We start from the raw sequence: 21,053 nt of genomic DNA on the forward strand, positions 1-21,053 counted from the left end.
ATTGAATTGAGCGACAACCAGTTCGGCCCCACCAGGTTCGGATTCTTCATCGCCCCCTACCATCCGCTCACCGGCAACCCGACCCTGCAACTCCAGCGTGACCTCGCACTGGTGGAGCTGGCCGACCGACTCGGCTTCGCCGAGGCCTGGGTCGGCGAACATCATTCGGCCGGACTGGAGATCATCGCCGCACCCGAGGTTTTCCTCGCCGCCGCGGCCCAGCGGACCAGCCGCATCCGCCTGGGCACCGGTGTGAACTCCCTGCCTTACCACCAGCCGATGATGCTCGCCGACCGCATCTGCCTGCTGGATCACCTGACCATGGGCCGGACCATGATGGGCGTCGGCCCCGGTCAGCTGGCCACCGATGCCGCCATGATGGGCATCGACCCGGTCCGCCAGCGCGACATGATGCACGAATCCATGGACGTGCTGGTACGCCTGCTGCGCGGTGAGACGGTGACCGCCGAAAGCGACTGGTATCACCTGAGCGAGGCCCGCCTGCAACTGCTGCCGTACCAGGTCGACGGCCTGGAAATGGCGGTGGCCTCGACGATTTCGCCGTCCGGCGCGGTGCTGGCGGGACGGCACGGCGCCGGTCTGCTGTCCCTGGCGGCCTCCGATCCCAGCGGATACGATGCGCTGCTGCCGAATTGGCAGGTCTATGAGAAGACCATGGCCGAACACGGCCATACCGTCGATCGCGCCAGATGGCGGCTGGTCGCGCCCATGCATATCGCCGAGACCCGCGAACAGGCGATGCGCGAAGCCGAATGGGGCGTCGGACATCTCGTCGACTACATCGAGAAGCTCAGCGGCCGTAACGCTCCGTGGAATACCTCGGCCCGCGCCGCCGTCGAACAGTGGACCGGTGAAGGGTTCCCGGCCTTCGGCCGCGCCACCATCGGCACCCCCGAGGATGCCATCGCGACCATCGAGAAACTCGCCGAACAATCCGGCGGCTTCGGCACCTTCTTGCTGCTCGGACTGAATATCGCGGACTGGGACGCCACCCAGCGCTCGGCCCGGCTCTTCGCCGAACAGGTGATCCCGCATTTCACCCGCGCCAACCGCAATCGCACCGCCTCGCTGGAATGGGCGCATGCCAATAGCGAACGCATGATAGGTGGCCTGACCGCGGGTATTCAGAGTGCCTTCGAAAAGTACGGCCAGAGCTTGGCTTCCGCACTGGGCACCGAGGAGGCCAACTGATGCGCGCGGTGGTGATGCGGGCCGGCGCACTGGTCGTCGACGAGGTGTCGGAGCCGGTACCGGGGCCCGGCCAGGTCCTGGTCGAGACGATCGCCTGCGGTATCTGCGGATCCGATAAACAGGCCCTGGACTACACCGACGAATTCCTGCAGGCCTCCCGCGACAGTGGCGTCCCCACGTTCCAATTCGATCCCGATCGCGATGTCGTCATGGGCCACGAAATCGCGGCACGGGTGGTCTCGGCCGGACCGGATACCCCGCATACCGAGGGACAGCTGGTGGTGGCCCTGCCCTGGGCCATCGATCACGCGGGCCAGATCCACGGTGTCGGGTTCTCCAATGAATTCCCGGGCGGCTACGGCGAGCGCATGGTGTTGCAGGCCATGGCCTTGGAACCGATTCCGGATTCGGTCGCACCGCACGTCGCGGCGCTCACCGAACCGCTCGCGGTCGGCTTCGGCAATGTCGCGCGCACCGGGATCGGTCCCGGCGGCTCCGGCATCGTGATCGGTTGCGGCCCGGTGGGTTTGGGTGCGGTCGCCGCGCTGGCCGAGCGCGGGGTCGCCCCGATTGTGGCCTCGGATCCGTCGAAGCTGCGGCGCGATACGGCATTGCGGCTCGGCGCGCACCGCATTGCCGACCCCGCCGTCGCGGATCCGATCGAGGTCTGGCGGGAGGCCGCCTCCCCCGGCCAACTCCTGCACGTCTGGGTCTGTGCCGCGGTGCCCGGCATGATCAACGAGCTGATGTACAAGGTGCCGCGCCAGACCACGATTCTGCAGGTCGGCGCGGTGATGACCGACGATGTCATCCGCCCGATCGTCGGCATCTACAAGGACATCTCACTGCAGATGTGCATGGTCTATCCGCACGAGGAGTATGCGAAGACCCTGCACCGTATCGCCGACGGCACCATCGATGCCGCCTCGCTCATTACCGATCAGGTCGGGCTGAGCGGCGTCGCCGGGGCCATCGACGCACTGCGCAATCCGGACGACCACATCCAGATCCTGGTCCGTCCGGATCTCTGACCGACCCGGGCCGTATCGTCGAGGACGGCAGTCGAAGGCGACGAAGGGGCTGGTCATGGCATTGCGTACCGATCTCACCGAGATGTTCGGCATCGAGCACCCCGTCATGCTGGCCCCGATGGGTGGCGTGGCGGGCGGCGAGTTGGCCGCCGCGGTTTCCGAGGGCGGCGGATTCGGCCTGATCGGCGCCGGGGGCGGCGATCCGGATCTGCTCGATCGGGAATGTGGGCTGCTCGCGGCCCGCACCGAAAAGCCCTGGGGCATCGGACTCTTGAGCTGGGCCACCGATCTCGACGCGGTATTGCGAGTTGTCGAGCGCCGCCCGCCGGCGATCATGCTGTCCTTCGGCGATCCCACACCGTACGCGGATGCCGTACTGGCGGCCGATATTCGCCTGCTCGTTCAGGTGACCACCACCGATGAGGCGGCCCGCGCCCTCGACGCGGGCGCGCACGTCCTGGTCGCACAGGGCGGCGAGGCGGGCGGACACGGCGGCGAGCGCGGCACGCTGCCCTTCGTACCCGCCGTCGTGGATCTGGCCGCAACGGTGCCGGTGCTCGCCGCGGGGGGCATCGCCGATGGTCGCGGGCTGGCCGCCGCACTCGTGCTCGGTGCGGCTGGTGCGCTGATCGGGACGCGCTTCGAGGCCACACACGAAGCCCTGATATCCGCCGAACAGGCAACGGCCATCGTCGAGGCCGATGCCGGTGACACCGAACGCAACCGGATCATCGATATCGCGCGCGAATCCCCGTGGCCCGCTGAATACACCGCCCGCACGCTGCGCAACAGCTTCCTCGATGAGTGGCACGGCCGCGAAGCCGAACTCGCGGCCGATTCGGTTGCGCGACAACAGTATCGAGATGCGACCGAGCGGGGCGACCGCGACTACCTGCCGACCTGGGCGGGCGAAGCGGTCGGCCTGATCGGCGGCCTGGAGTCGGCCGCCGATCTCGTGGGCCGCATCAGCGGCGACGCCGAGCAGGTGATACGGCGTGCCGCGGGACGCTGCCGTTAGTCGGCGCATCCTCGGTCATGGCGTGTAGCCATTCGCGGGTGTACCGCTCGGCCAGCAACGGTAGGAAGTTGTCGATGGTGGCGTGGCCCGCGACGTGGTCGTAGGCGGACAGCAAGCACTGGTCGACGGTTTCATCGGGAACTTCGTCGAATTCGCGCTCCAATCGGCGCGCGGCGGTACGCAGTGCCAGCTTCTGATCGATGGACGGATCATGGTGTTCGTGTGGGGTGCGACCTTCAGTCATGGCGGACTCCTGGCCAAGATGAACTTGCGATGCGATGGACGCAGCGGGGCGCGCCGACTACTGCGTCCACCAATTGGATACCCGCTACACCCGCGCGAACACCAACAATTACGAGGCGGATCCGATGCTGTTCCCAGCGCGGATCCCGCGCTACCCTTTCGGCATATATCAATAGCCTCGTGGAGGTGGTCGGAATGCTCGGCGAGAATCTGATGTGGGTGGCACCGGAGGCGTGCACGTTGCCCACCGAACAACAGCCATTGCGCGTCGGCGAGTTCGCACTCCTGTTCGCCACGGCGCTGCGCAAGATCGAGCGCTCGGCGCCGACCCTGCTCCGGCTCGAACTCGACGCCGCGGCCACGGCGAGCGCACAGGATCTCGCGGCCCGCGAATCGAGCTGCTGCGCCTTCAGCTTCACGTTCACCCCCGCCGAGCCGGGCGCGGTATTCATGGATATCCAAGTGCCACCCGACCACATCGCGGTCCTGGACGGCCTCGCCGCACAAGCCGCGGCCGCACAGCCGACGGCCCCATCGGAGGGCTAGAACAAGTTCTTGTTTCGCCGGTCGGTGAGTGCCAAGCTGAACGGATGGATCTCGACGCCATCGAAGCCGTCCGCCAGCTCAAGTACCGCTATTTCCGGACACTGGATCTCAAACAATGGGACGACTTCGCGGACACCCTCGCCGTCGACGTCGCCGGTCGCTACGGCACCCACGCCATGGGCGCACCGCTGACCCTGGACGGCCGTGACGCCGTCACCGCGTTCATGCGCGAGAACCTCGGCCCCGCCATCGTCACGACCCATATCGCCAACCATCCGGAGATCACCGTGGACGGCGACACCGCAACGGGCTCTTGGGCTTTCGAGGACACCGTGATCGCCACCGAATACGGCGTACTGATCCGCGGTGCGGGCTACTACACCGACAGCTACCGCCTCGACAGTGACGGCCAGTGGCGCATCACCGCGACGAGGTACCAGCGGATCTACGAGTCGATGCAATCCCTCGCCGACACCCCCAGCTACCAACTCCTGTCCAACATGTGGGCGGCCGAGACCCCGAAATAGGATTTGGGGCCAGTATTTTGCGGGTGGCACTCGACTCGGGTGGGTCGTGGGCGGAGTGTGTCAGGTATGTCTTCGCTTGCGCCCGATGAGTTCACGACCGAGACCGCCTATCTGAACACCGCTTCGCACGGATTGCCGTCCGCGCGCTCATTGGCGGCGCTGCAGGAGATCAACGCGTTCTGGGCGGCGGGTCGTGGCGCACCGGCGACGCGGGATGACCTGGTACCCGAATTGCGGGCGGGGTTCGCGCGACTGCTGACGGGCGCTTCGGTCGACGATATCGCGCTGGGCGCGACCGTGGCGGGGCTGATCGCGCCGGTGGTCGCCGCATTGCCGCCGGGTGCGGAAGTATTGCTCGCGGAAGGTGAATTCTCCTCCGTCTCCATGCCTTTCGTGCATCGCGGCGATCTCGCCGTGCGGTTCGTGCCATTGGAGCGCATTGCCGAAGAGGTGCGTCCCGAAACGGCATTGGTCGCGGTCAGCGTCGTGCAGTCCAAGGACGGCCGGACCACGGATATGGCGGTGCTGCGCGCAGCCACCCGGGCGCACGATGCCCGACTGCTGGCCGATGCCACCCAGGCCGCCGGATGGGTGCCGCTGCGTTTCGACGATGCCGACTACTGGGTGTGCGCGACATTCAAATGGCTGATCGGCGCCCGCAGCATCACATTCTTCGCCGCCGCACCGGAAGCCGCCGCCGAGCTGCGCCCGATCAGCCCCGGATGGTACGCGGCGGCCGACCGCTGGGCCGAACTGTACGACCCGATCGCACTGTCCAGCACCGCCCAGCGATTCGACTCCACTCCGGACTGGCTCGGCGTCATCGCAGCGCTGTCCGGTCTGTCCTTGATCGAGGAGCTGACCATCGACAAGATCGGCGCCCACAACCGCGAACTCGCCGCCCGATTCCGAACCGGGTTGGCAGAGTTGGGTTTCCAGTCGGTACCCGCCGATTCGGCGATCGTCTCGGTGCCCGGCGCGGGCGACGCGGCAGCCCGCCTCGAGGAAGCGGGGATCATCGCATCCGCCCGCGGCGGCGGCCTACGCTTCTCCTTCCACCTCTACAACAGCATCGACGATGTCGACCGAGCACTGACCGCCCTCGCCGAGCGCTGAAAGCCGCACGTCCATTGAGCGTCAACGAAGCGCGCATGACTCTAGGCGGGCAGGCCCTTTGCGACGGCCGGGGCCAGGAACTCGACGCGGAATGACGCGACGTACTCGCTGCGCTTGTCCAGGAACTGCCGGGTGTGCGGCTGCCGCTCATGCTCCTCGAACGCATCGCGGTCGCGGTACACCTCATAGAAGATCCGCGAGAGCGGTTCACCGTCAACGGTGTTGGTTGCGTAGACCAGCGTGCCGGGTTCGTTTTCGGTGATGCTCTCGACGGTCTCGGCGACGAGCTGGTCGAAGGCTGCCGCCTTGTCGACGTCGAACAAGTCGAACTTCACAACGAGTGCAAACATTGGCCCACCGTATGCCGGGGCCCGAGACTCCTGAAGCTGTCGGCGTCCCGGATGCGGCGAACGTGCGGTCAGCTCGGCGATTCTGGTTTCTCGCCAGGGAAAAGGATCGGGCTGATCAGGTACGGTCTGCGGCCTGGCCCTGGCTGATTCGCCGCGAGGGGCGCGACGAGGTCGAGGAAGCCGGTGCGCATGGCGTCGAGCTCCTCGGGGCTGAGCCAGAGCGTTGCTTGGCGGTAGCCGACCGCGTCGGCGACGGGGTCGGCGTCGGCTCGATCGAGGTAGGCATTGAACTCGGCGATCAGGACGGCCATGGCCGCCGCGAACCCTTGTCGGTGATCGTCGGGGGTCATCGCGCTGCTCGCCTCGGGGGAGATGGTCGGGCGGTCGGGTCGCAATCGGTAGGAGCGTTCCACCGCGCCGCGCACGCGCCGCTCATCTCCGACCTCGAGCATTCCGCCCTCGGTGAGCAGGCCGAGCTGCCGGTAGACGCTGGTCCGGGGCACATCGGGCATGCGGTCGCACAACTCGCCAGCGGTGCGCAACCGGCCGCCGGACAGTACGTGGATGATGCGCAATCGCACCGGGTGGAGCAGCAACTCGATCGGATCCATATCGCAACTATCCCACATTTGGTATCGTTCCCAAAGTTGGTACTAGTTGGGAGGATGACCGCGATGCGGAATGTTGCTGGGCGTCGAATGATGCTGAACGGCACCGAGATCTACGTCGAAGAGTCCGGCACCGGGGAAACCTGGGTGGTGTTCGAATCCGGTGGAGGCGCCAGCCGGACCCTCTGGGATCGGGTCGTACCGTTACTGGGGGACATCGCGCATACCGTCGCCTACGACCGGGCCGGGCGCGGCCGCAGCGGCCGCCCCGCCGAGCCGCAGACCATCGACGACATGGCTGCCACCCTGGTGGCGCTGGTCCAGGCGGTCGCGACCGGGCAAGTGATCCTGGTGGGGCACAGCATGGGTGGGCTGATCGTGCGCCGCGCCGCGGAAACGCTGTCGCCCGCCGGGCTCGTCCTCATCGACCCGACACCGGAAGCCGCACCGAATTACGACAATTGGGAGCCGACCGCCAAGAAGACCGACCGCATCCTCGCCGCGCAGCAGGCATTGAGCCACGTCCCGCCGCTCATGCGGATACTGACCAGCTCCTACGGGCGCAAGTTCCCCGCCGACAGCTACGCGACCATGCTGGCCGAGGACTTCACCCCCGCCGGGCTCACTACCACCCGGCACGAAATAGCGGCCGTCGCGGCGGCGATCGACGAATTCCGCCGCCGCCCACCGGAACCGCCGAAATCCGGCGTGATCGTCATCTCGGCGATGCACGCCGCCCGCTACCAGGCCCGCAATCTCGACCTCATGCGCGAATACCAACGCCGATACGCCGAACAGGTCGGCGCGCAGTACGAGGACGCCGTCTCCGAGCACATCATCCCCGCCGAACAACCCGAACAAGTCGCCGACGCGATTCGCCGACTCGTGAACGCCTAGCATTGCAGGAACAGTCATGACGCAACCCGACCAAGCCCGAGATGTCATGCCCGAAGGCCGAGTACTCCGCGGATTCCCAGCGATAGGAAGCTGGGATCCCAGTGCCGCCGTCATACTCGGCGAATGCGGTGGCACACACCCGCGCCGCCTCGCGGACTCCGAAAGATCCGCGTTTTGGAGCAAGGTCAAAAACAACTACATGGGTCCTGGCGGAGACTGGTCAACCAGCCGTTTCCTGGCGCACGAGTTCCGTACTCACCATGATCGGCGGATACTGTTCATCGAAGAGCACTGCTGAGCTCTTGTGCGCAGGTACCGAAGGCCCTTCGCACGAACAACACCAGTCTCCTAGGGAGTGTTCCGATGTGAAGTGAGGGGCGGCACCGTTTTCGGTGCCACCCCTTGATGTGTTCGTTGGAAGTTGTTGCCCGCGTTGGTGTGTGGGTGAGGTCGCCGGGTAGGCGGGCCGAGGGCCCGCCCGCACCACTTCGAGACAGAACTCAGTAGGGGCACGCGGGAGCGGCGCTATCTGCGTTCGGTCAGGGAGGCGATCAGCGGGAACTTGGCGTTGAGGGTGATTGCCGTGGCCGGAGTGGGGTTCGGTTTCTCGATGGTCAACTCGAACCGCCGCATGATGGTCGACAACGCGAGTTGCATTTCCATCATCGCGAACGCGTTGCCGATGCAGAGGTGTCCACCCGCACCGAAGGGCAGGTAGATGTTGCGGTCACGACCGGCGACCGCGTTGGCTGCGAAGCGGTCCGGGTCGAAGGTGTCCGGCAGCTCCCAAACCTCGGGATTGCGGTGTGCGTGATAGTAACTGAACATCACCGGAGTGCCTGCCGGGATGAGGCGACCCCCGATCTCATCGTCCTCGCGGGCGCGGCGTTGTCCCATCCACGCCGGTGGCATCAGCCGCAATACCTCCTCTATCACCTGCTTGTTGTAGGCCAACGCGGGCAGGTCGGTCATGGTGGCGTGATCGCCGGGCAGCGCTGTGTCGACTTCGTCGCGCAGCCGCTCATGTACCTCCGGATGCAGTTGCAGGAGCAGAATGGCCGATGTCAGAGCCGAGGCGCTGGTTTCGTGACCGGCGAAGAGCATGGTGACGACTTCGTCGCGCAGCTCTTTGTCGGTGAAGTTCTTGCCGGTATCAGCGTCGGTGGCGTTCATGAGCATGGCCAGCAATCCGTCGTTGTCGTTGTCGCGGAGCTGGTCGATCACCGCGTAGACGATGGCATCCATCTCGCCGATCGCCCGCCAGAAGCGGCGGTGGCTCGGAGTCGGAAACCGCAAGGGGACCAACGGCATCCGGATGAACCTTCCCAGCTCATCGTTCACCCGCTGTGTCGCGTTGGAGAAACCGGTCACCTCTGGTCCCTGCGGATCCATCCCGAACAGAGCCCGCACCACGACCCGCAATGTGAGGTGGCTCATCTGTTCGCCGACATCGATCGTTCGGCCGGCTCGGGCGTGTTCGACCCATTCGTCGCACATGGCGTCGATCTCGGCCACCATGATCTCGCTGAGCGCGTTGATCTTCTTGTGGTGAAAGGCGGGTTGCACGAGGCGCCGGTTATATCGCCACTTGTCGTGGTCGGCGATGGTCGCCAGCCCGCGGCCCGCGAAAAGCTCCAGGATGTCGTACATCTCGGTCTCGCGGGTGAAGTTCACCATGCGTTCCTGCAGGATGTACTTGATGTGGTGGGGATGCGTAACGCCGACCATGACCCCGTTCATCAGCTGGAACCGAAACACGTCACCGTGCTGGGACCTGGCGTCGGAGAGGAACGTAATAGGGTCGGTGAGAAAGCGTTTGGTGTTGCGGAGGCGGCCAGAGACCATCGGCGGCAACGCACGGACACTGGTAGCGATAGACGTCACGCACCAAGTAAAGCCGAGCGCGCAGAACTCGCCACGGTTGGCAAATCCGCCCGAAACGACTGTCTACGATTCGGCCGAACCACATTTGCCAGCTCGGGATCCCTGCGCCCCGAGGCCAGCACTACCTTGTCGACCGCGTCAACACCTGGGCCTGACGTGGTTGCCGTCAGCAGCGCCGAAACAGTTCGAAATGCAGCGGATTCGAAGAATCTGTTGACGTCGGGTTCGGGTTGGTCCGCGCCCCTATGGGGCCCCGTCTGGGAGGTGGAGCACCGGGCTATGCGGGTGGGCGGGTTGCGGGGGCGGTGATCAAGGGCAGGTCCAGTGCGGTGAGGATGCCCGCCGGGGCCTGGACGACCGCTGGGACCGCGTTGACGATGCGCATGGCTGTGGCCAACAGCGTCGCGTGGTTGTGGTCGCCATTGCGGCTGGAGGTGACCAGGTCCATGGCGTAGCTGGGTTCGCCGGTGATCTCGACGCGGTAGGAGCCCTCGTGGTGGGCGGGTTGCGGCCAGTCCGGGCACAGGTCGGGGCGCAGGCGCGTGACGTGTTCGAGTACCGTCACGACCTGATCTCCGACCATGCCGCGCACCTCGAAACGCAGTGCGGCCGCGGTTCCTTCGGCGATATGGCCGGTGGCGATATCGAAGGAATCCGGCGCGGGAATACGTTCGTAGGTCTGGGTGACGGCGTCGAGGGTGACGCCGATGCCCGCGGCGAGTTGGCGCACGGTGCCGCCCCAGGCCAGCGATAACACCCCGGGCTGCAACAACATCGGGATCTCGTCGAGCGGTCTGCCGAAACCCATGATGTCGAACATGACCTCACGGTTGTCGTAGCTGGCATAGTCGACGATCTCCAGACACCGCAGCTGGTCGATGCGCAGACAGGTGCCAGCCAGCGCCAGCGGTAGCAGATCATTGGCGAAGCCCGGATCGATGCCATTGACCCACAGCGACGAATTCCCTTGCGCCGCAGCCTCTTGGATCGGCTTCAGCAGCTCATCCGGCAGCACGCCGTAGGGGTACTGGAAGAACACCGGCGCGCACGCGACGACATTGATTCCGGCACTGAGCAGCCTGCGCAGATCCTCGACCGCCTCCAGCAGACGGTTGTCGGTCATCGAGCAATACACGACGCAATCGGGTTTCGACGCCAGGATCGCCTCGGTATCGGTCGTCGCCGTCACACCGACCGGATGATCCAGTCCGGCGATGGTTCCCGCGTCCAGCCCGTCCTTCTTCGGACCCGATACCCAGACCCCGGTCAATTCCAGGTCCGGATTCGCGATCACACCGGCCAGTGCGTGGCCGCCGACATTGCCGGTGCCCCATTGGACTACGCGGTAGGTCATGACAGATCCGGAAGTGGCAGGTCGAGATTGGGCGCGATCAGACCGCCGTCGGGTTCGAGCACCTTGCCGGTGACGTACTTTCCGGCCGGCGACACCAAATACAGTGCGGCAGCGGCGATATCCTCGGGTTCGCCGATGCTGTGCAGCGGCGTCTTCGCCTCCAGCTCCGTGCGCATGGCATCGTTGCTCGCCACGATCTCCAGCGCGGAGGTCAGAATCGAGCCCGGTGCGATGGCATTGACCCGGATGCGCGGATTCAGATCCATTGCCGCCAGGCGGGTGTAGTGGGCCAACGCCGCTTTCGCCGTTCCATAGGAGACGAACGCGCGGCCGGGCAGGCGGCCCATGGTCGAGGTGATATTGAGAATCGAACCGCCACCGGCGGTTTCGAGAATCTTCGGCACGGCGGCACGCACCAGTGCGTGCGCATTGGTCACATTGAAGTTGAACGCCTGCACCAGCGCGTCCGGCGTGGTGTCGAGCAATGGGCACGGCAACGCGCCGCCGACATTGTTGACCACGATATCGAGCCGTCCGAAGCGTTCGACGGCCGCGTCGGCCAGCCCGGCGGTCGCCTCGATATCACTCAGATCCGCGGGCACCACATGGGCCTGCCGGCCCGCGGCCGCCACCTGTTCGGCGACCTCGTCCAGCTGACTCTTGGTGCGGGAGGCGATGACGACATCCGCGCCCGCTTCCGCGAAGGCCACCGCGATCGCCGCGCCGAGCCCGCGCCCCGCGCCGGTGACGACGGCGACCTGTCCGTCGATTCGGAATCTGTCCAGAATCATGCGCACTCCACAACTGTCGAATATTCGACACTGCTTGTCGTAATATTCGTCATCGTAGAACCGCTCCACCGAACCGCACAAGAGGTTGTCCATGTCCGACCGGTCCCCGTCCCCGCCGACCCGCCGCGTCATCGATATCGTGTCGCTGCTCGCCGCGACCCCGGAGCCGATCAGCGTCGCGGGCATCGCGGACCGCCTCGATATCGCCCGCGCCACCGCGACCGCGATTCTCGCCGAACTGGATTCGGCGGGCTGGGTGCTGCGCGATCCGAACCGCGGCTACGGCCTGGGCCCGGCGCTGGCGAATCTGCACGGCCCGGCGCTACCGCGCGCGCTCGGCGATATCCTCACCGAACTCACCGTCCGCACCGGCTACGGCGCGACCCTCAGCCGGATCGAGCCCGAGCACCTCACGGTCCTCGATGTGCGGCACGGGCCCGAACGCGTCGTCCCCGGAATCCCGGTCGGCCATCGCATCCCACTGCAGTTTCCGGCCGGGGCCAGTGTGATGCCGTGGCGTTCGGCCACCGAACAGAACACCTGGCTGGCCACCGCGCCCGACGCGGACCGCCGCATCGCGAGCGGCCTGCTCACCCTCGTTCGCGACCGCGGCGTTGCCCTGTTCCGCCCGCGCACCGACGATGCGGGCACGGTCGAACTCCTCGCCGACCTCCTCGGCGCCATGGGCACCGAACTCGTGCAGCCGCACCTGCGCACCAGGGCCCTGCGCCGCCTCGCATTTCTCACCTCGCGACCGTTCACCAGAGCCGAACTCGATTCCGAGGCCGCGCTGCCGCTGAGCTATCTCGCGGCACCGGTTTTCGACGCCGCAGGGGTGGCGGCCTACGAGGTCCAGTTGGGGCCGTTGCGCGCATCGACGACCAAGCCCGAACGCGATGCATTCATCGCCGCCACCGTCGACACCGCCCGCGCACTGACGGGAGCGCTGGCGACCTGAGCACGGTCACTTCGTCAGCGCATGTGCCGCCCCACGGTGCAACACGACCGGCGCGGTGATCGTCGCGGTATCGCGGCTGATCCCTTTCGCGGCCGAATTAGCCTGTTCCAGTTGGGATTTGCGATCGAAGAGGGTCTTGGTGAGCACACAGGCCAGATTCGCGTCGAGATCCTCACGCACCAGCAGCAGATTCGGCACGACAATGGTCTTCACATCGGCGGTCAGGCCGTAGACGGTGGCCGGAATCGCGCCCTCCTCGTAGACCGGATTCACCGCGTGCATACTGCCGGTGAGATCGGCGATATCGAGGAAGCGCACCTTGCCCTTGGTCGAGGTCAACAGGTCGGTAATGCCGGGCGTGGGCAGGCCGCCGGAGAAGAACATGGCGTCGATGGAGCCGTCCTTCATACCGTCCACCGTTTTGGTGAGATCCAAACGCTGGGCCGAGATATCGGTGTCCGGATTCAGCCCCGCCGCCTGCAGTACGCGCTGGGCGATCACCTCGGTACCGGACTTCGGCGAGCCGGTGGAGACCCGTTTGCCACGCAGATCGGCGACCGATTCGATCTCGGCGCCGGTGCGCACGATCACCTGGGTGTAATTCGGGTAGAGCCGCGAAAGCGCCTGCACCGGTTGCTTTTTGCCGTCGAAACCGGCGTTGCCCATGACCGCGTCGGCGGCGGTATCGGCGAGTGCGAACGCGACCTGATAGGTGCCCGCGACCAACTGCTGGATGTTCTGCACCGACGCACCGGTTTCGGCGGCGGTCGCCTTGACCTTGCCGCCGGTGGCCTGCGAGATCTGTTCGGCGTACGCGTTGCCGAGCGCGAAGTACACGCCGGTGGAATTGCCCGTCGCGATGCCGACGCGGGTGTCGTCCTTCACCTCACAGGTGACCGCGCCACCGCTATCGGACTGCGGCGTGTCGCGGCGTCCCCCACATCCGGCCAGCAATCCGGCCGCCACCACGGCAACGGCGAATCCTATGGCAGCTCTTCTCAAGTCGTCCTCCTTCGGGAGAGCAGAGTGACCCCGACGGCCGCGGTCAGCGCGACCAGACCGACGACGAGTGCGCCGGGCTCCAGGTACAACAGGGCCAGACCGGCCAGACCGGCGAGCAGCCGGGCCGCCACCCCGGCCGGGCCGATGCCGAGCATCCAGCCGCCGGTCGCCACGGCCAGCGCCGCCACGCCGATACCGGCCACGATCGTCGTCCACAGCACACCGAGCACCGGCCCGTGCCCGAGCAGATATGCACCGGGTCCGCTGAGCACGAAGACGATCGGCACCAGGAAGGCGGGCAGCGCGTACTTCAGCGCCTGCCACATCGTCGGCACCGCACGCGCCCCGGTGATCGCCGCCGCGCCCACCGCGGCCAGCGCGGTCGGGGGCGTCACCTCCGACAGCACCGAGTAGTAGAAGACGAACATCGCCGCGGCGGGCGCCGACACATCCAGCGCGAGCAGTGCCGGACCGATGATCGCCCAGCCGATAATGAACGACGCGGTCACTGGCACCGCCAGCCCGAGCAGCGCGAGTGCGATCGCGGCGAGCACCACGGTGCACGCCAGCACCACGGTGTGGTTGTCCGACACCGCCTTTCCCGCACTCACCAGCACCGAGGCCAACTGCGCGCCGAGTCCGGTCTTGGTGGCGATCGCGGTGATCACCCCCGCCGAAGTGCACACCGCGACGACCGGCAGCGCCGAACGCACACCGCTGCCGAGCATGTGGAAGATCTGGCGCGGTGAGCGCGCCCGGGCACGAACGCGCGAATCGAGGAAGGCGAGCACGAATGCCAGTGCGGTGGCGTATATGACGGCCTTTGCGGCGCTCACGCCGATCAGCAGCAGCACCACGATCGCGATCAAAGACAGGAAGTGGTAACCGAATCGGGCCAGCAGCCGCCATACCGAGCCGACACTGATCTCGATCTGCTCGGTGCCGAGCCGCCGCGCATCGATCTCGACCGCGAGCAGAATCCCGAGGTAGTACAGCAGCGTTGGGATCATCGCCCAGCCCAGCACCGTGACATAGGAGACGTCGAGGTATTCGGCGACGATGAACGCGGCGACGCCCAGTGTCGGCGGCGACAGGATCGCGCCGACACCCGCCGCGGCGAGTACCCCCGCCGCCTGTTCCGGTGGATATCCGGCGCGGCGCAGGATCGGCCAGGTGACGGCGCCGACCGTCACCGCGGTCGCGGTGCCCGATCCGGAGACGGTGCCGAGCAGGAATCCCGAGGCGACCGTGGTGCGTCCGGCGGCACCGCGCGAGCGCCGGAATGCCGCGACCGACAGATCGACGAAGAACTGTGCCGCGCCGGAGAATTCGAGTACCGCACCGTAGAGGGTGAACAGCACGATATAGCTGGCCGCAACATCCAGTGGTGTGCCGTAGAACCCGCTGCCCGAGTTGTACAGCGCATCGACGATCTGCCCGAAATCGAGTCCGGCGTGCGCGACGGTCCACTGCTGTGGCAGGTAGCCCCCGTAGTAGCCGTAGGCGATGAAGACCAGGCACACCGCGGGCAATACCCAGCCGGTGGTGCGCCGACAGGCCTCCAGTACCAACACCAACAGCACCGTGCCCATGCCGATATCGACCGGATCGAACAGGCCCTGCCGATCCAGGAACGCGTTATAACCGCCGCCACCGGACCCTATCGCCATCGGCAGCACCGGATACAGGCATACCAGCAGCGCGACCAGGGCCAGCAGCCAATCGACCGGCCCCGGACCGGCACCGCGCTCGAGCCAGCGCAGCCCGGACCGATAGGCCAGGAACACCACCGGCAGCGTCCCGGACAGGAAGATCACCAGGTAGTACTGGCTGCCCTGTGCCAACGGCCGGAACACCTGCCACAGCACCAGCAGCGCGACCGCGAAGGCGGCCGTCGCCACGACCCGCTCGGCCCACCCACGCAATACCCGCGCGGGCCGTTCCTCGTCGTCGACCTCGATCTTGTCCGGCAGTGCCCGGTGCTCGGGATCCGGTCCGGGCACCCCGGCATCAGCCGCCCCCACCTGATGGTCGGCGGGAGGCTCGGCTTCGAGATGAGCGTCCCGTGTGTCCGACATGGGCGCGACGATATCAACGCGCGACCGTCCGCATACGGCTAACAAATATGTCGCCGATAAAACACAGCTGGCGTAGGTTTTTCGACCTAGGCAGACTTGGTCACGCGACCACCGAGCGGTGTCCCGTGCAGGATCACCCGGCGATAGGAGATGCGCCAGCCAGCCGCCTCGCGCACGACCGTATCGTCGTATTCCACGCTGCGGCTGCTCCCGTCGGCGTAGATCCCGATCCCCTTCGACCGCACCCGAACCGCGCCGTCGGTCTCGGTGATGACCACATTCGTAATGTGGTGTCCGACCGGATTCCCGTCACCGAGTGCGACCGCCGCCTCCCGCAGCGCCGGAATCCCGCGCAGCTCCCCCGATCCGAAATCCGTGAGGTCGTAGGTGATTCCGGCGGTGAACAGCTCGTCCATCCGGTCCAGCTCACCCGCGTCCATGAGGTGACCGTGCAGTGCGATCAGGTCGCCGATCTCGATGCGGTCCTGCGCCGACAGTGCCATGTGACGACTGTACTGCGTGGGCGCCATCGCCTGGGCCGCCCAGGACACACTGCCCCGGGCGCCCAGGCGGACCGGCTGCCGCCCCTGCTGCTGAACGGATTGCGCGCGCTTACGCGGCCGAATCAGCGAGCGCGGCGGTCGCGCGGCGGGACATGACCTTGCGCAGGAAGGTGACCCACCGCGACGGACGGGCCGGGGTGACCGGCGGGTGCCCCAGCGAGACGGCGGTTCTATCGAGGATTGCCTCGATCATCGCGTCGTGTATCCAGCGGATCGCGACCGGCCAGAGGATGTAGCCGATTCCGTGCAGGCGGCCGTCGATCTCGTGGCGCAGGATGCTGCTATCCGGCCACTTGCCATCCAGCACGTCGAAGGTGTGTGTGCCGGTGAGGAACGACCCGGGCGCGAGGGTGAACTGCACGCGGCGACCCGGCACCCACTCGGTACACCGATACCGAATGAGCCCGTGGCCGCCGTCGGCCCCGACACCGAGTGGCCGGTCGAGCACCAGCGCGGGCCAGCCGGGCGGCCACACCGGACTGTCCGGTTCGGCGGCCTTGGCGAGCAGTGCGCCGACCTGCTCCGCGGGCACCGGGTACTCCCGCTGATGGATGTTTCGAACCACGATCCAACCTCCATTCGGTCCCGTATGGAACGCTTCCCATACGGTAGCGTATGGAGGGTGGGGTGCGAAGTTAGCTGAGCCACACGGCCCGGGCGATACGCGGCTATCCAGCCGGACGATTCGCGGGCGCCGGTTCGTAAAGGACTATCGCCCACGGTGATTCGGGCGACGGGCGGACCGAGGTGCGACGTTCGTGCGGCCCGGTCACCGGCTCGTCGGCCGGAAATCCGACGGCCCGCAGGCGAGCGAGGGTGGCGTCCAGATCGCCTACTTTGACCGCAAGGGATGGGATATCACGCTCATCGGCACCCGCGAGCATGACTCGGGTCGGACCGATATCGAACTGCGCCCACCGGTCACCGTCGACGAATGTCGCGGTGGTACCCAATACGGCGGTGAGCAGATCGATGGCGGCGGTGAGATTGTCGGCGGGGAAAATCGTGCCGAGTCGTTCGACGGTCCCACCTTTCGTCGAATCGCTGCGCGATGGTGCGCTCATCGGACCTCCAATGCCCGGCGGAGTGCGGAAAACGCTTGGGCGGTGGCTTCTTTCGCATCGGGCAGGTTGTCGGCCATGGTGAAGAAGCCGTGGAACTGGCCGTCGTAGCGGATCACCATGGTCTCGACCCCGGCCGCACGAAGTCGGGCTCCGTACTCCTCGCCCTCGTCCCGCAGCGGATCGAATTCGGCGGTAATGACATAGGCGGGCGGCAGCCCGGCGAGGTCGGTGGCGCGCGGCGGTGCCGCGTAGGGGTCGGCCGCATCGCCGTCGGATCCGAGATATTGCTCCCAGTACCACCGCAGATGGTCATCGGTGACGAAGTACCCGTTGGCATTGTCCCGGTAGGACGCGGTGTCACGCGCCGGATCCAACATCGGATAGACCAGCAACTGGTGGACGATATCGGGCCCGTTGCGATCGCGGGCCATGAGCGCCGTCACCGCGGCCAGGTTCCCGCCCGAGCTGTCCCCGGCGACCGCGATCCGGTCCGGATCCCCACCGAACGTACTCGCCTGGGCGGCAACCCATTCCAGCACCGCGTAGGCATCCTCGGCCGCGGCCGGGAATCGATGTTCCGGCGCCTGCCGATAATCCACCGACACCACGATCGCGCCGACACCGTTGCTCATGGCCCGGCACAGCTGATCGTGACTGTCCAGACCGCAGATCACGAACCCGCCGCCGTGAAAGAAGACCACAACTGGCAACGAGGTGCCCGCGGGCCGATACAGGCGAACCCGCACCGGCGACGCCCCGGCGGGCCCCGGCACCATCCGCTCGTCGACATGGTCGACCGGCACAGGCTGTACCGGAGCCGCCGCGCGAGCGGCGAGGATCCGGCGCGCCTGTGCCGCATCGAGCACCTCGGTACCCAATGCCGGGAACGATGCCGAAGCGGCCTCGACGATCACTCGCGCCTCGGGTTTCAGCGGCATCGCCGGTACCTCACTGCTCGCCCGTGGCGCCGACCGGCGGCATCGAGCCGGGCGGAATGAACTGTCCCGCGGACAATCCGCCGTCGATGGCCAACTCCGCACCGGTGATGAACGCCGCGGCATCGGAGGCCAGGAAAGCCACCAGATCCGCCACCTCGGATGGCAGGCCGACCCGTCCCAGCGGCAGCGCGGGGAAGCTACCCGGCCCGGTGCCGAGGCCGAGATGGCCGATCATCGGGGTGGCGATGGGGCCGGGATGCACCGAATTGACCCGGATCCCCACCGGGCCGAGCTCCAGCGCCGCCGTCTTCGTCAGCCCACGCAGCGCCCATTTCGACGCACCGTAGGCGGAATGCCCCATCAATCCTTGCAATCCGGCTTGCGATGAGATGTTGACGATCGAACCGCCGCCCGCCGCCACCATCGGACCTACGACCGACTGCATGCCGATGAACGCGCCGACCAGGTTGATCCGCAGAATGCGTTCCAGCTCCTCGACCGTGGTCTCGGTGAGAGCCTTCGTCGTGTAGATCGCCGCATTGTTCACCAGCACATCGAGCTTGCCGAAATCGGACACCGCGGTCCGCACCGCGGCCGCCCAGTCGTCGGCACTGCTCACGTCATGGCGCACGAAACGCGCGGCGGCACCGATGGATTCGGCAACGGCCTTGCCGTCGGTTTCGAGCACGTCGGTCAGTACCACGCTGGCACCCGCCGCGGCGAACCGCCGAGCCTCCTCGGCACCCTGTCCCCGCGCGGCGCCGGTGATCAGCGCTACCTTGTCGGTCAGATCGATCATTGTCTGCTCCTCAGCCAATTCAGTTGTGACTAGCTCTTGCGGAAATGCGGGATGACCTTCTCGCCCCAGTGCCGGATCGTCTCCAGGCAGGCTTCCTGCGGCACGGTGCCCATCTGGATCAGGCACAGGATCTCGTCGGCACCGGCTTCCTGCAGCCGCTCGACGTAGGCGATGGCGTCCTCGGGACTGCCGTAGGCGTGTTCGGCATTGAAAACCGACGTGGCCCCGGCCTTCACCGGAATCTTCGCCTCGTGCAGATACGCCACATGCTCATCGGCGGCCTCGCGGATGCGCGCCAGCTCGTCCACGGTCGGATCGATGGCCTCGTCCGGCACCGGGCCCGCGCCGTACCAGTGCTTGATGGACTGAGCGAAGAACCGCTGGCCGCGGGCACCGATCTGCTGCGCCTTCTCCCGGTCGTCGAGCACGATCGTCGGGCACAACGCCGCGAAGTGGTCGTTGACCACGGTGGAGACGAACCTCTCCCCGGTCCGCTCGGCAATGGCCGCATCGTAGGTGCGGCGCAGTTCGGCGATCTCCTCCACGCCCGCGAAGCCCAATACCAGCGCACCGATTCCGTAGTCGGCGGCCAGCTTCAGGGTGTCCTTCTTGGTGCACGCCATGAACAGCGGCGGATGCGGCAGCTGCACCGGACGCGGCAGCATCGGATGCGGATCGATATCGAGCAGCTCACCGTGCCATTCGAATTCGCCCTCCGGATCCTGCCAGGCCTTGCCGATGATGCGCAGCGACTCCTCCACCTCCTGGTAGGTACGGTCGGGATCGACACCGCACATGGAGGTCTCCTGCGGGGTGGCGCCGCGGCCCGCGCCGAGGTTCACCCGCCCGTTGGAGAGCACATCGAGCATGGCCGCGCGCTCAGCCGCGCGCACCGGGTGGTTGAAGTTGAAGGGCATGCACACCACGCCGTGGCCGATGCGGATCCGTTCGGTGCGCGCGGCCACCCAGGTCAGGAAGATCTCCGGCGCGCTCATATGCGCGTACCACTTCAGGCCGTGGTGTTCGACCGCCCAGACGGTGTCGAAACCCATCTCCTCGGCCAACACCGCCTGCTCGACACAGTCGCGCAGGACCTGCCGTTCGTGATCGGCCGACGGGTTGGTCATCTGCGCCTCGAAGATCATCGAGAACTTCATGCATGGCCTCCATTTCTCAATATGCCTAGTAGAAATATTTCCGATGCTCTCGTTGAGGTCAGGTGCATGTCTCGCTAGATGGGACTGGCTCCGGTCGGCTCGCCCTCGCGCCCATAGCGTCGAATTCGACACGGCGTTCGAACCGACGCCGCAGAAAGGACGGACCTGCAGTGGGTCGACTCGATGACAAGGTCGCGCTGATCACCGGCGGAGCGCGCGGAATGGGCGCCGAACACGTCCGCCGCTTCGTCGCCGAGGGCGCGCGGGTGGTGTTCGGCGATGTCCTCGACGAGCAGGGCGAACAGCTCGCGGCCGAGACCGGCGCGCGCTATGTGCACCACGATGTGACCAGCGCGGCGGACTGGGCGGCCGCGGTGCGGACCGCGGTGGACGAGTTCGGCGGACTCGATGTGCTCGTCAACAATGCGGGCATGCTGCGCTTCCAGCGCATCGCCGAAATGAGCCTGGCCGACTTCACCACCATCATGACGGTGAACGTCACCGGCACCTGGCTCGGCATCAAAACCGCCGCACCCGCCATGACCGGCGGCGGCGCCATCGTGAATATCTCCTCGGTCGAGGGCTTCATCGGCGCGGCGGGCTTGTCCGCCTACAGCGCGAGCAAGTTCGCGATTCGCGGACTCACCAAATCGGCCGCCCGCGAACTGGGCAAGGACGGGATCCGGGTCAACTCCGTCCATCCCGGCGGCATCGCAACCCCGATGACGGCGGCGGCCGGCTCGGGCGTCGACGGCAACAGCTTCTTCGCCGGCCTGCCGATTCCGCGCTGGGGACAGTCCGGCGAGGTTTCCGAGGCAGTGGTCTTCTTGGCCTCCGATGCCGCGAGCTATTGCACCGGAACCGAGGTCGTCATCGACGGCGGCATGCTCACCGGCGCCGGCTACTAGTGAAGGAGA

General features: G+C 66.6%; 23 protein-coding genes. 9 read left to right on the forward strand and 14 right to left on the reverse strand.

Going from position 1 to position 21,053, the window contains the following annotated elements; translation table 11 throughout:
• Positions 1-6: 6 nt before the first annotated feature.
• The 3 genes from ACQP0C_RS25145 to ACQP0C_RS25155 are packed head-to-tail and all read left to right on the forward strand — an operon-like array spanning position 7 to position 3,261.
• Positions 7-1,212, forward strand: a complete 1,206-nt coding sequence (locus tag ACQP0C_RS25145; RefSeq protein ID WP_433723677.1) for an LLM class flavin-dependent oxidoreductase — start codon at positions 7-9, stop codon at positions 1,210-1,212.
• Positions 1,212-2,243, forward strand: a complete 1,032-nt coding sequence (locus ACQP0C_RS25150; protein WP_433723679.1) for a zinc-binding dehydrogenase — start codon at positions 1,212-1,214, stop codon at positions 2,241-2,243. Before ACQP0C_RS25145 ends, ACQP0C_RS25150 begins: the two co-directional genes overlap by 1 nt.
• 55 nt (positions 2,244-2,298) lie before the next feature.
• Positions 2,299-3,261 carry an NAD(P)H-dependent flavin oxidoreductase gene (locus ACQP0C_RS25155; RefSeq protein WP_433723681.1) on the forward strand — a complete coding sequence of 321 codons (963 nt, stop codon included), beginning with the start codon at positions 2,299-2,301 and terminating at the stop codon, positions 3,259-3,261.
• Here the strand turns inward: ACQP0C_RS25155 and ACQP0C_RS25160 are convergent.
• Complete coding sequence (locus tag ACQP0C_RS25160; RefSeq protein WP_433723683.1) at positions 3,209-3,505, reverse strand: three-helix bundle dimerization domain-containing protein; 297 nt, start codon at positions 3,503-3,505, stop codon at positions 3,209-3,211. The two genes, ACQP0C_RS25155 and ACQP0C_RS25160, sit on opposite strands and share 53 nt — an antisense overlap.
• Before the next feature lie 179 nt (positions 3,506-3,684).
• On the opposite strand from ACQP0C_RS25160, the gene ACQP0C_RS25165 reads away from it, so the two are divergent.
• From ACQP0C_RS25165 to ACQP0C_RS25175, 3 genes are all read left to right on the forward strand, one after another.
• Complete coding sequence (locus tag ACQP0C_RS25165) at positions 3,685-4,050, forward strand: hypothetical protein (RefSeq protein WP_433723685.1); 366 nt, start codon at positions 3,685-3,687, stop codon at positions 4,048-4,050.
• 44 nt (positions 4,051-4,094) lie between these two features.
• Positions 4,095-4,577, forward strand: a complete 483-nt coding sequence (locus ACQP0C_RS25170; RefSeq protein ID WP_433723687.1) for a nuclear transport factor 2 family protein — start codon at positions 4,095-4,097, stop codon at positions 4,575-4,577.
• A gap of 66 nt (positions 4,578-4,643) precedes the next feature.
• Positions 4,644-5,693: an aminotransferase class V-fold PLP-dependent enzyme gene (locus ACQP0C_RS25175; RefSeq protein WP_433723689.1), complete on the forward strand. Its 1,050-nt coding sequence runs from the start codon at positions 4,644-4,646 to the stop codon at positions 5,691-5,693.
• A gap of 41 nt (positions 5,694-5,734) precedes the next feature.
• Here ACQP0C_RS25175 and ACQP0C_RS25180 read toward each other — a convergent pair whose 3' ends face one another.
• Complete coding sequence (locus tag ACQP0C_RS25180; protein WP_433723691.1) at positions 5,735-6,043, reverse strand: putative quinol monooxygenase; 309 nt, start codon at positions 6,041-6,043, stop codon at positions 5,735-5,737.
• A gap of 68 nt (positions 6,044-6,111) precedes the next feature.
• Positions 6,112-6,654, reverse strand: coding sequence for a helix-turn-helix domain-containing protein (locus ACQP0C_RS25185; protein ID WP_433723693.1), 543 nt, complete (start codon positions 6,652-6,654; stop codon positions 6,112-6,114).
• A gap of 63 nt (positions 6,655-6,717) precedes the next feature.
• On the opposite strand from ACQP0C_RS25185, the gene ACQP0C_RS25190 reads away from it, so the two are divergent.
• Positions 6,718-7,548 (forward strand): alpha/beta fold hydrolase, encoded by an 831-nt coding sequence (locus ACQP0C_RS25190; RefSeq protein ID WP_433723695.1) that lies wholly within the window; start codon positions 6,718-6,720, stop codon positions 7,546-7,548.
• A 525-nt stretch (positions 7,549-8,073) separates the two neighbouring features.
• Here ACQP0C_RS25190 and ACQP0C_RS25195 read toward each other — a convergent pair.
• The 3 genes from ACQP0C_RS25195 to ACQP0C_RS25205 form a co-directional block, all read right to left on the reverse strand.
• The gene (locus ACQP0C_RS25195; RefSeq protein ID WP_433723697.1) at positions 8,074-9,432 is read right to left on the reverse strand and encodes a cytochrome P450; all 1,359 of its coding nucleotides are present in this window, start codon (positions 9,430-9,432) and stop codon (positions 8,074-8,076) included.
• 277 nt (positions 9,433-9,709) lie between these two features.
• Complete coding sequence (locus tag ACQP0C_RS25200; protein WP_433723699.1) at positions 9,710-10,786, reverse strand: NAD(P)H-dependent amine dehydrogenase family protein; 1,077 nt, start codon at positions 10,784-10,786, stop codon at positions 9,710-9,712.
• A complete protein-coding gene (locus tag ACQP0C_RS25205) occupies positions 10,783-11,577 on the reverse strand; it encodes an SDR family oxidoreductase (RefSeq protein WP_433723701.1) in 795 nt (264 codons plus the stop codon). The genes ACQP0C_RS25200 and ACQP0C_RS25205 overlap by 4 nt, the downstream gene beginning before the upstream one ends.
• A 91-nt stretch (positions 11,578-11,668) precedes the next feature.
• On the opposite strand from ACQP0C_RS25205, the gene ACQP0C_RS25210 reads away from it, so the two are divergent.
• On the forward strand, positions 11,669-12,535 hold the full coding sequence (locus tag ACQP0C_RS25210; protein ID WP_433723703.1) for a helix-turn-helix domain-containing protein: 867 nt from the start codon (positions 11,669-11,671) through the stop codon (positions 12,533-12,535).
• A gap of 6 nt (positions 12,536-12,541) precedes the next feature.
• Here ACQP0C_RS25210 and ACQP0C_RS25215 read toward each other — a convergent pair whose 3' ends face one another.
• From ACQP0C_RS25215 to ACQP0C_RS25250, 8 genes are all read right to left on the reverse strand, one after another.
• Positions 12,542-13,537, reverse strand: coding sequence for a TAXI family TRAP transporter solute-binding subunit (locus tag ACQP0C_RS25215; protein WP_433723705.1), 996 nt, complete (start codon positions 13,535-13,537; stop codon positions 12,542-12,544).
• Complete coding sequence (locus tag ACQP0C_RS25220) at positions 13,534-15,615, reverse strand: TRAP transporter permease (protein WP_433723707.1); 2,082 nt, start codon at positions 15,613-15,615, stop codon at positions 13,534-13,536. Before ACQP0C_RS25220 ends, ACQP0C_RS25215 begins: the two co-directional genes overlap by 4 nt.
• 86 nt (positions 15,616-15,701) lie before the next feature.
• The gene (locus ACQP0C_RS25225) at positions 15,702-16,118 is read right to left on the reverse strand and encodes a nuclear transport factor 2 family protein (protein ID WP_433723709.1); all 417 of its coding nucleotides are present in this window, start codon (positions 16,116-16,118) and stop codon (positions 15,702-15,704) included.
• Between the two features lie 109 nt (positions 16,119-16,227).
• The gene (locus ACQP0C_RS25230) at positions 16,228-16,743 is read right to left on the reverse strand and encodes a hypothetical protein (RefSeq protein WP_433723711.1); all 516 of its coding nucleotides are present in this window, start codon (positions 16,741-16,743) and stop codon (positions 16,228-16,230) included.
• Between the two features lie 103 nt (positions 16,744-16,846).
• The gene (locus ACQP0C_RS25235; RefSeq protein ID WP_433723713.1) at positions 16,847-17,242 is read right to left on the reverse strand and encodes a VOC family protein; all 396 of its coding nucleotides are present in this window, start codon (positions 17,240-17,242) and stop codon (positions 16,847-16,849) included.
• Positions 17,239-18,180, reverse strand: a complete 942-nt coding sequence (locus ACQP0C_RS25240) for an alpha/beta hydrolase (RefSeq protein ID WP_433723715.1) — start codon at positions 18,178-18,180, stop codon at positions 17,239-17,241. Before ACQP0C_RS25240 ends, ACQP0C_RS25235 begins: the two co-directional genes overlap by 4 nt.
• A 10-nt stretch (positions 18,181-18,190) precedes the next feature.
• Positions 18,191-18,979 carry a glucose 1-dehydrogenase gene (locus ACQP0C_RS25245; protein ID WP_433723717.1) on the reverse strand — a complete coding sequence of 263 codons (789 nt, stop codon included), beginning with the start codon at positions 18,977-18,979 and terminating at the stop codon, positions 18,191-18,193.
• Positions 18,980-19,008: 29 nt separating this feature from the next.
• Positions 19,009-20,136 carry an LLM class flavin-dependent oxidoreductase gene (locus tag ACQP0C_RS25250; RefSeq protein ID WP_433678629.1) on the reverse strand — a complete coding sequence of 376 codons (1,128 nt, stop codon included), beginning with the start codon at positions 20,134-20,136 and terminating at the stop codon, positions 19,009-19,011.
• A 170-nt stretch (positions 20,137-20,306) separates the two neighbouring features.
• On the opposite strand from ACQP0C_RS25250, the gene ACQP0C_RS25255 reads away from it, so the two are divergent.
• Positions 20,307-21,044 carry a glucose 1-dehydrogenase gene (locus tag ACQP0C_RS25255; protein WP_433723719.1) on the forward strand — a complete coding sequence of 246 codons (738 nt, stop codon included), beginning with the start codon at positions 20,307-20,309 and terminating at the stop codon, positions 21,042-21,044.
• Positions 21,045-21,053 lie beyond the last annotated feature (9 nt).

Origin of the sequence: Nocardia sp. CA-129566 (genome assembly GCF_050956075.1) — a bacterium.
GTDB lineage: Bacteria > Actinomycetota > Actinomycetes > Mycobacteriales > Mycobacteriaceae > Nocardia.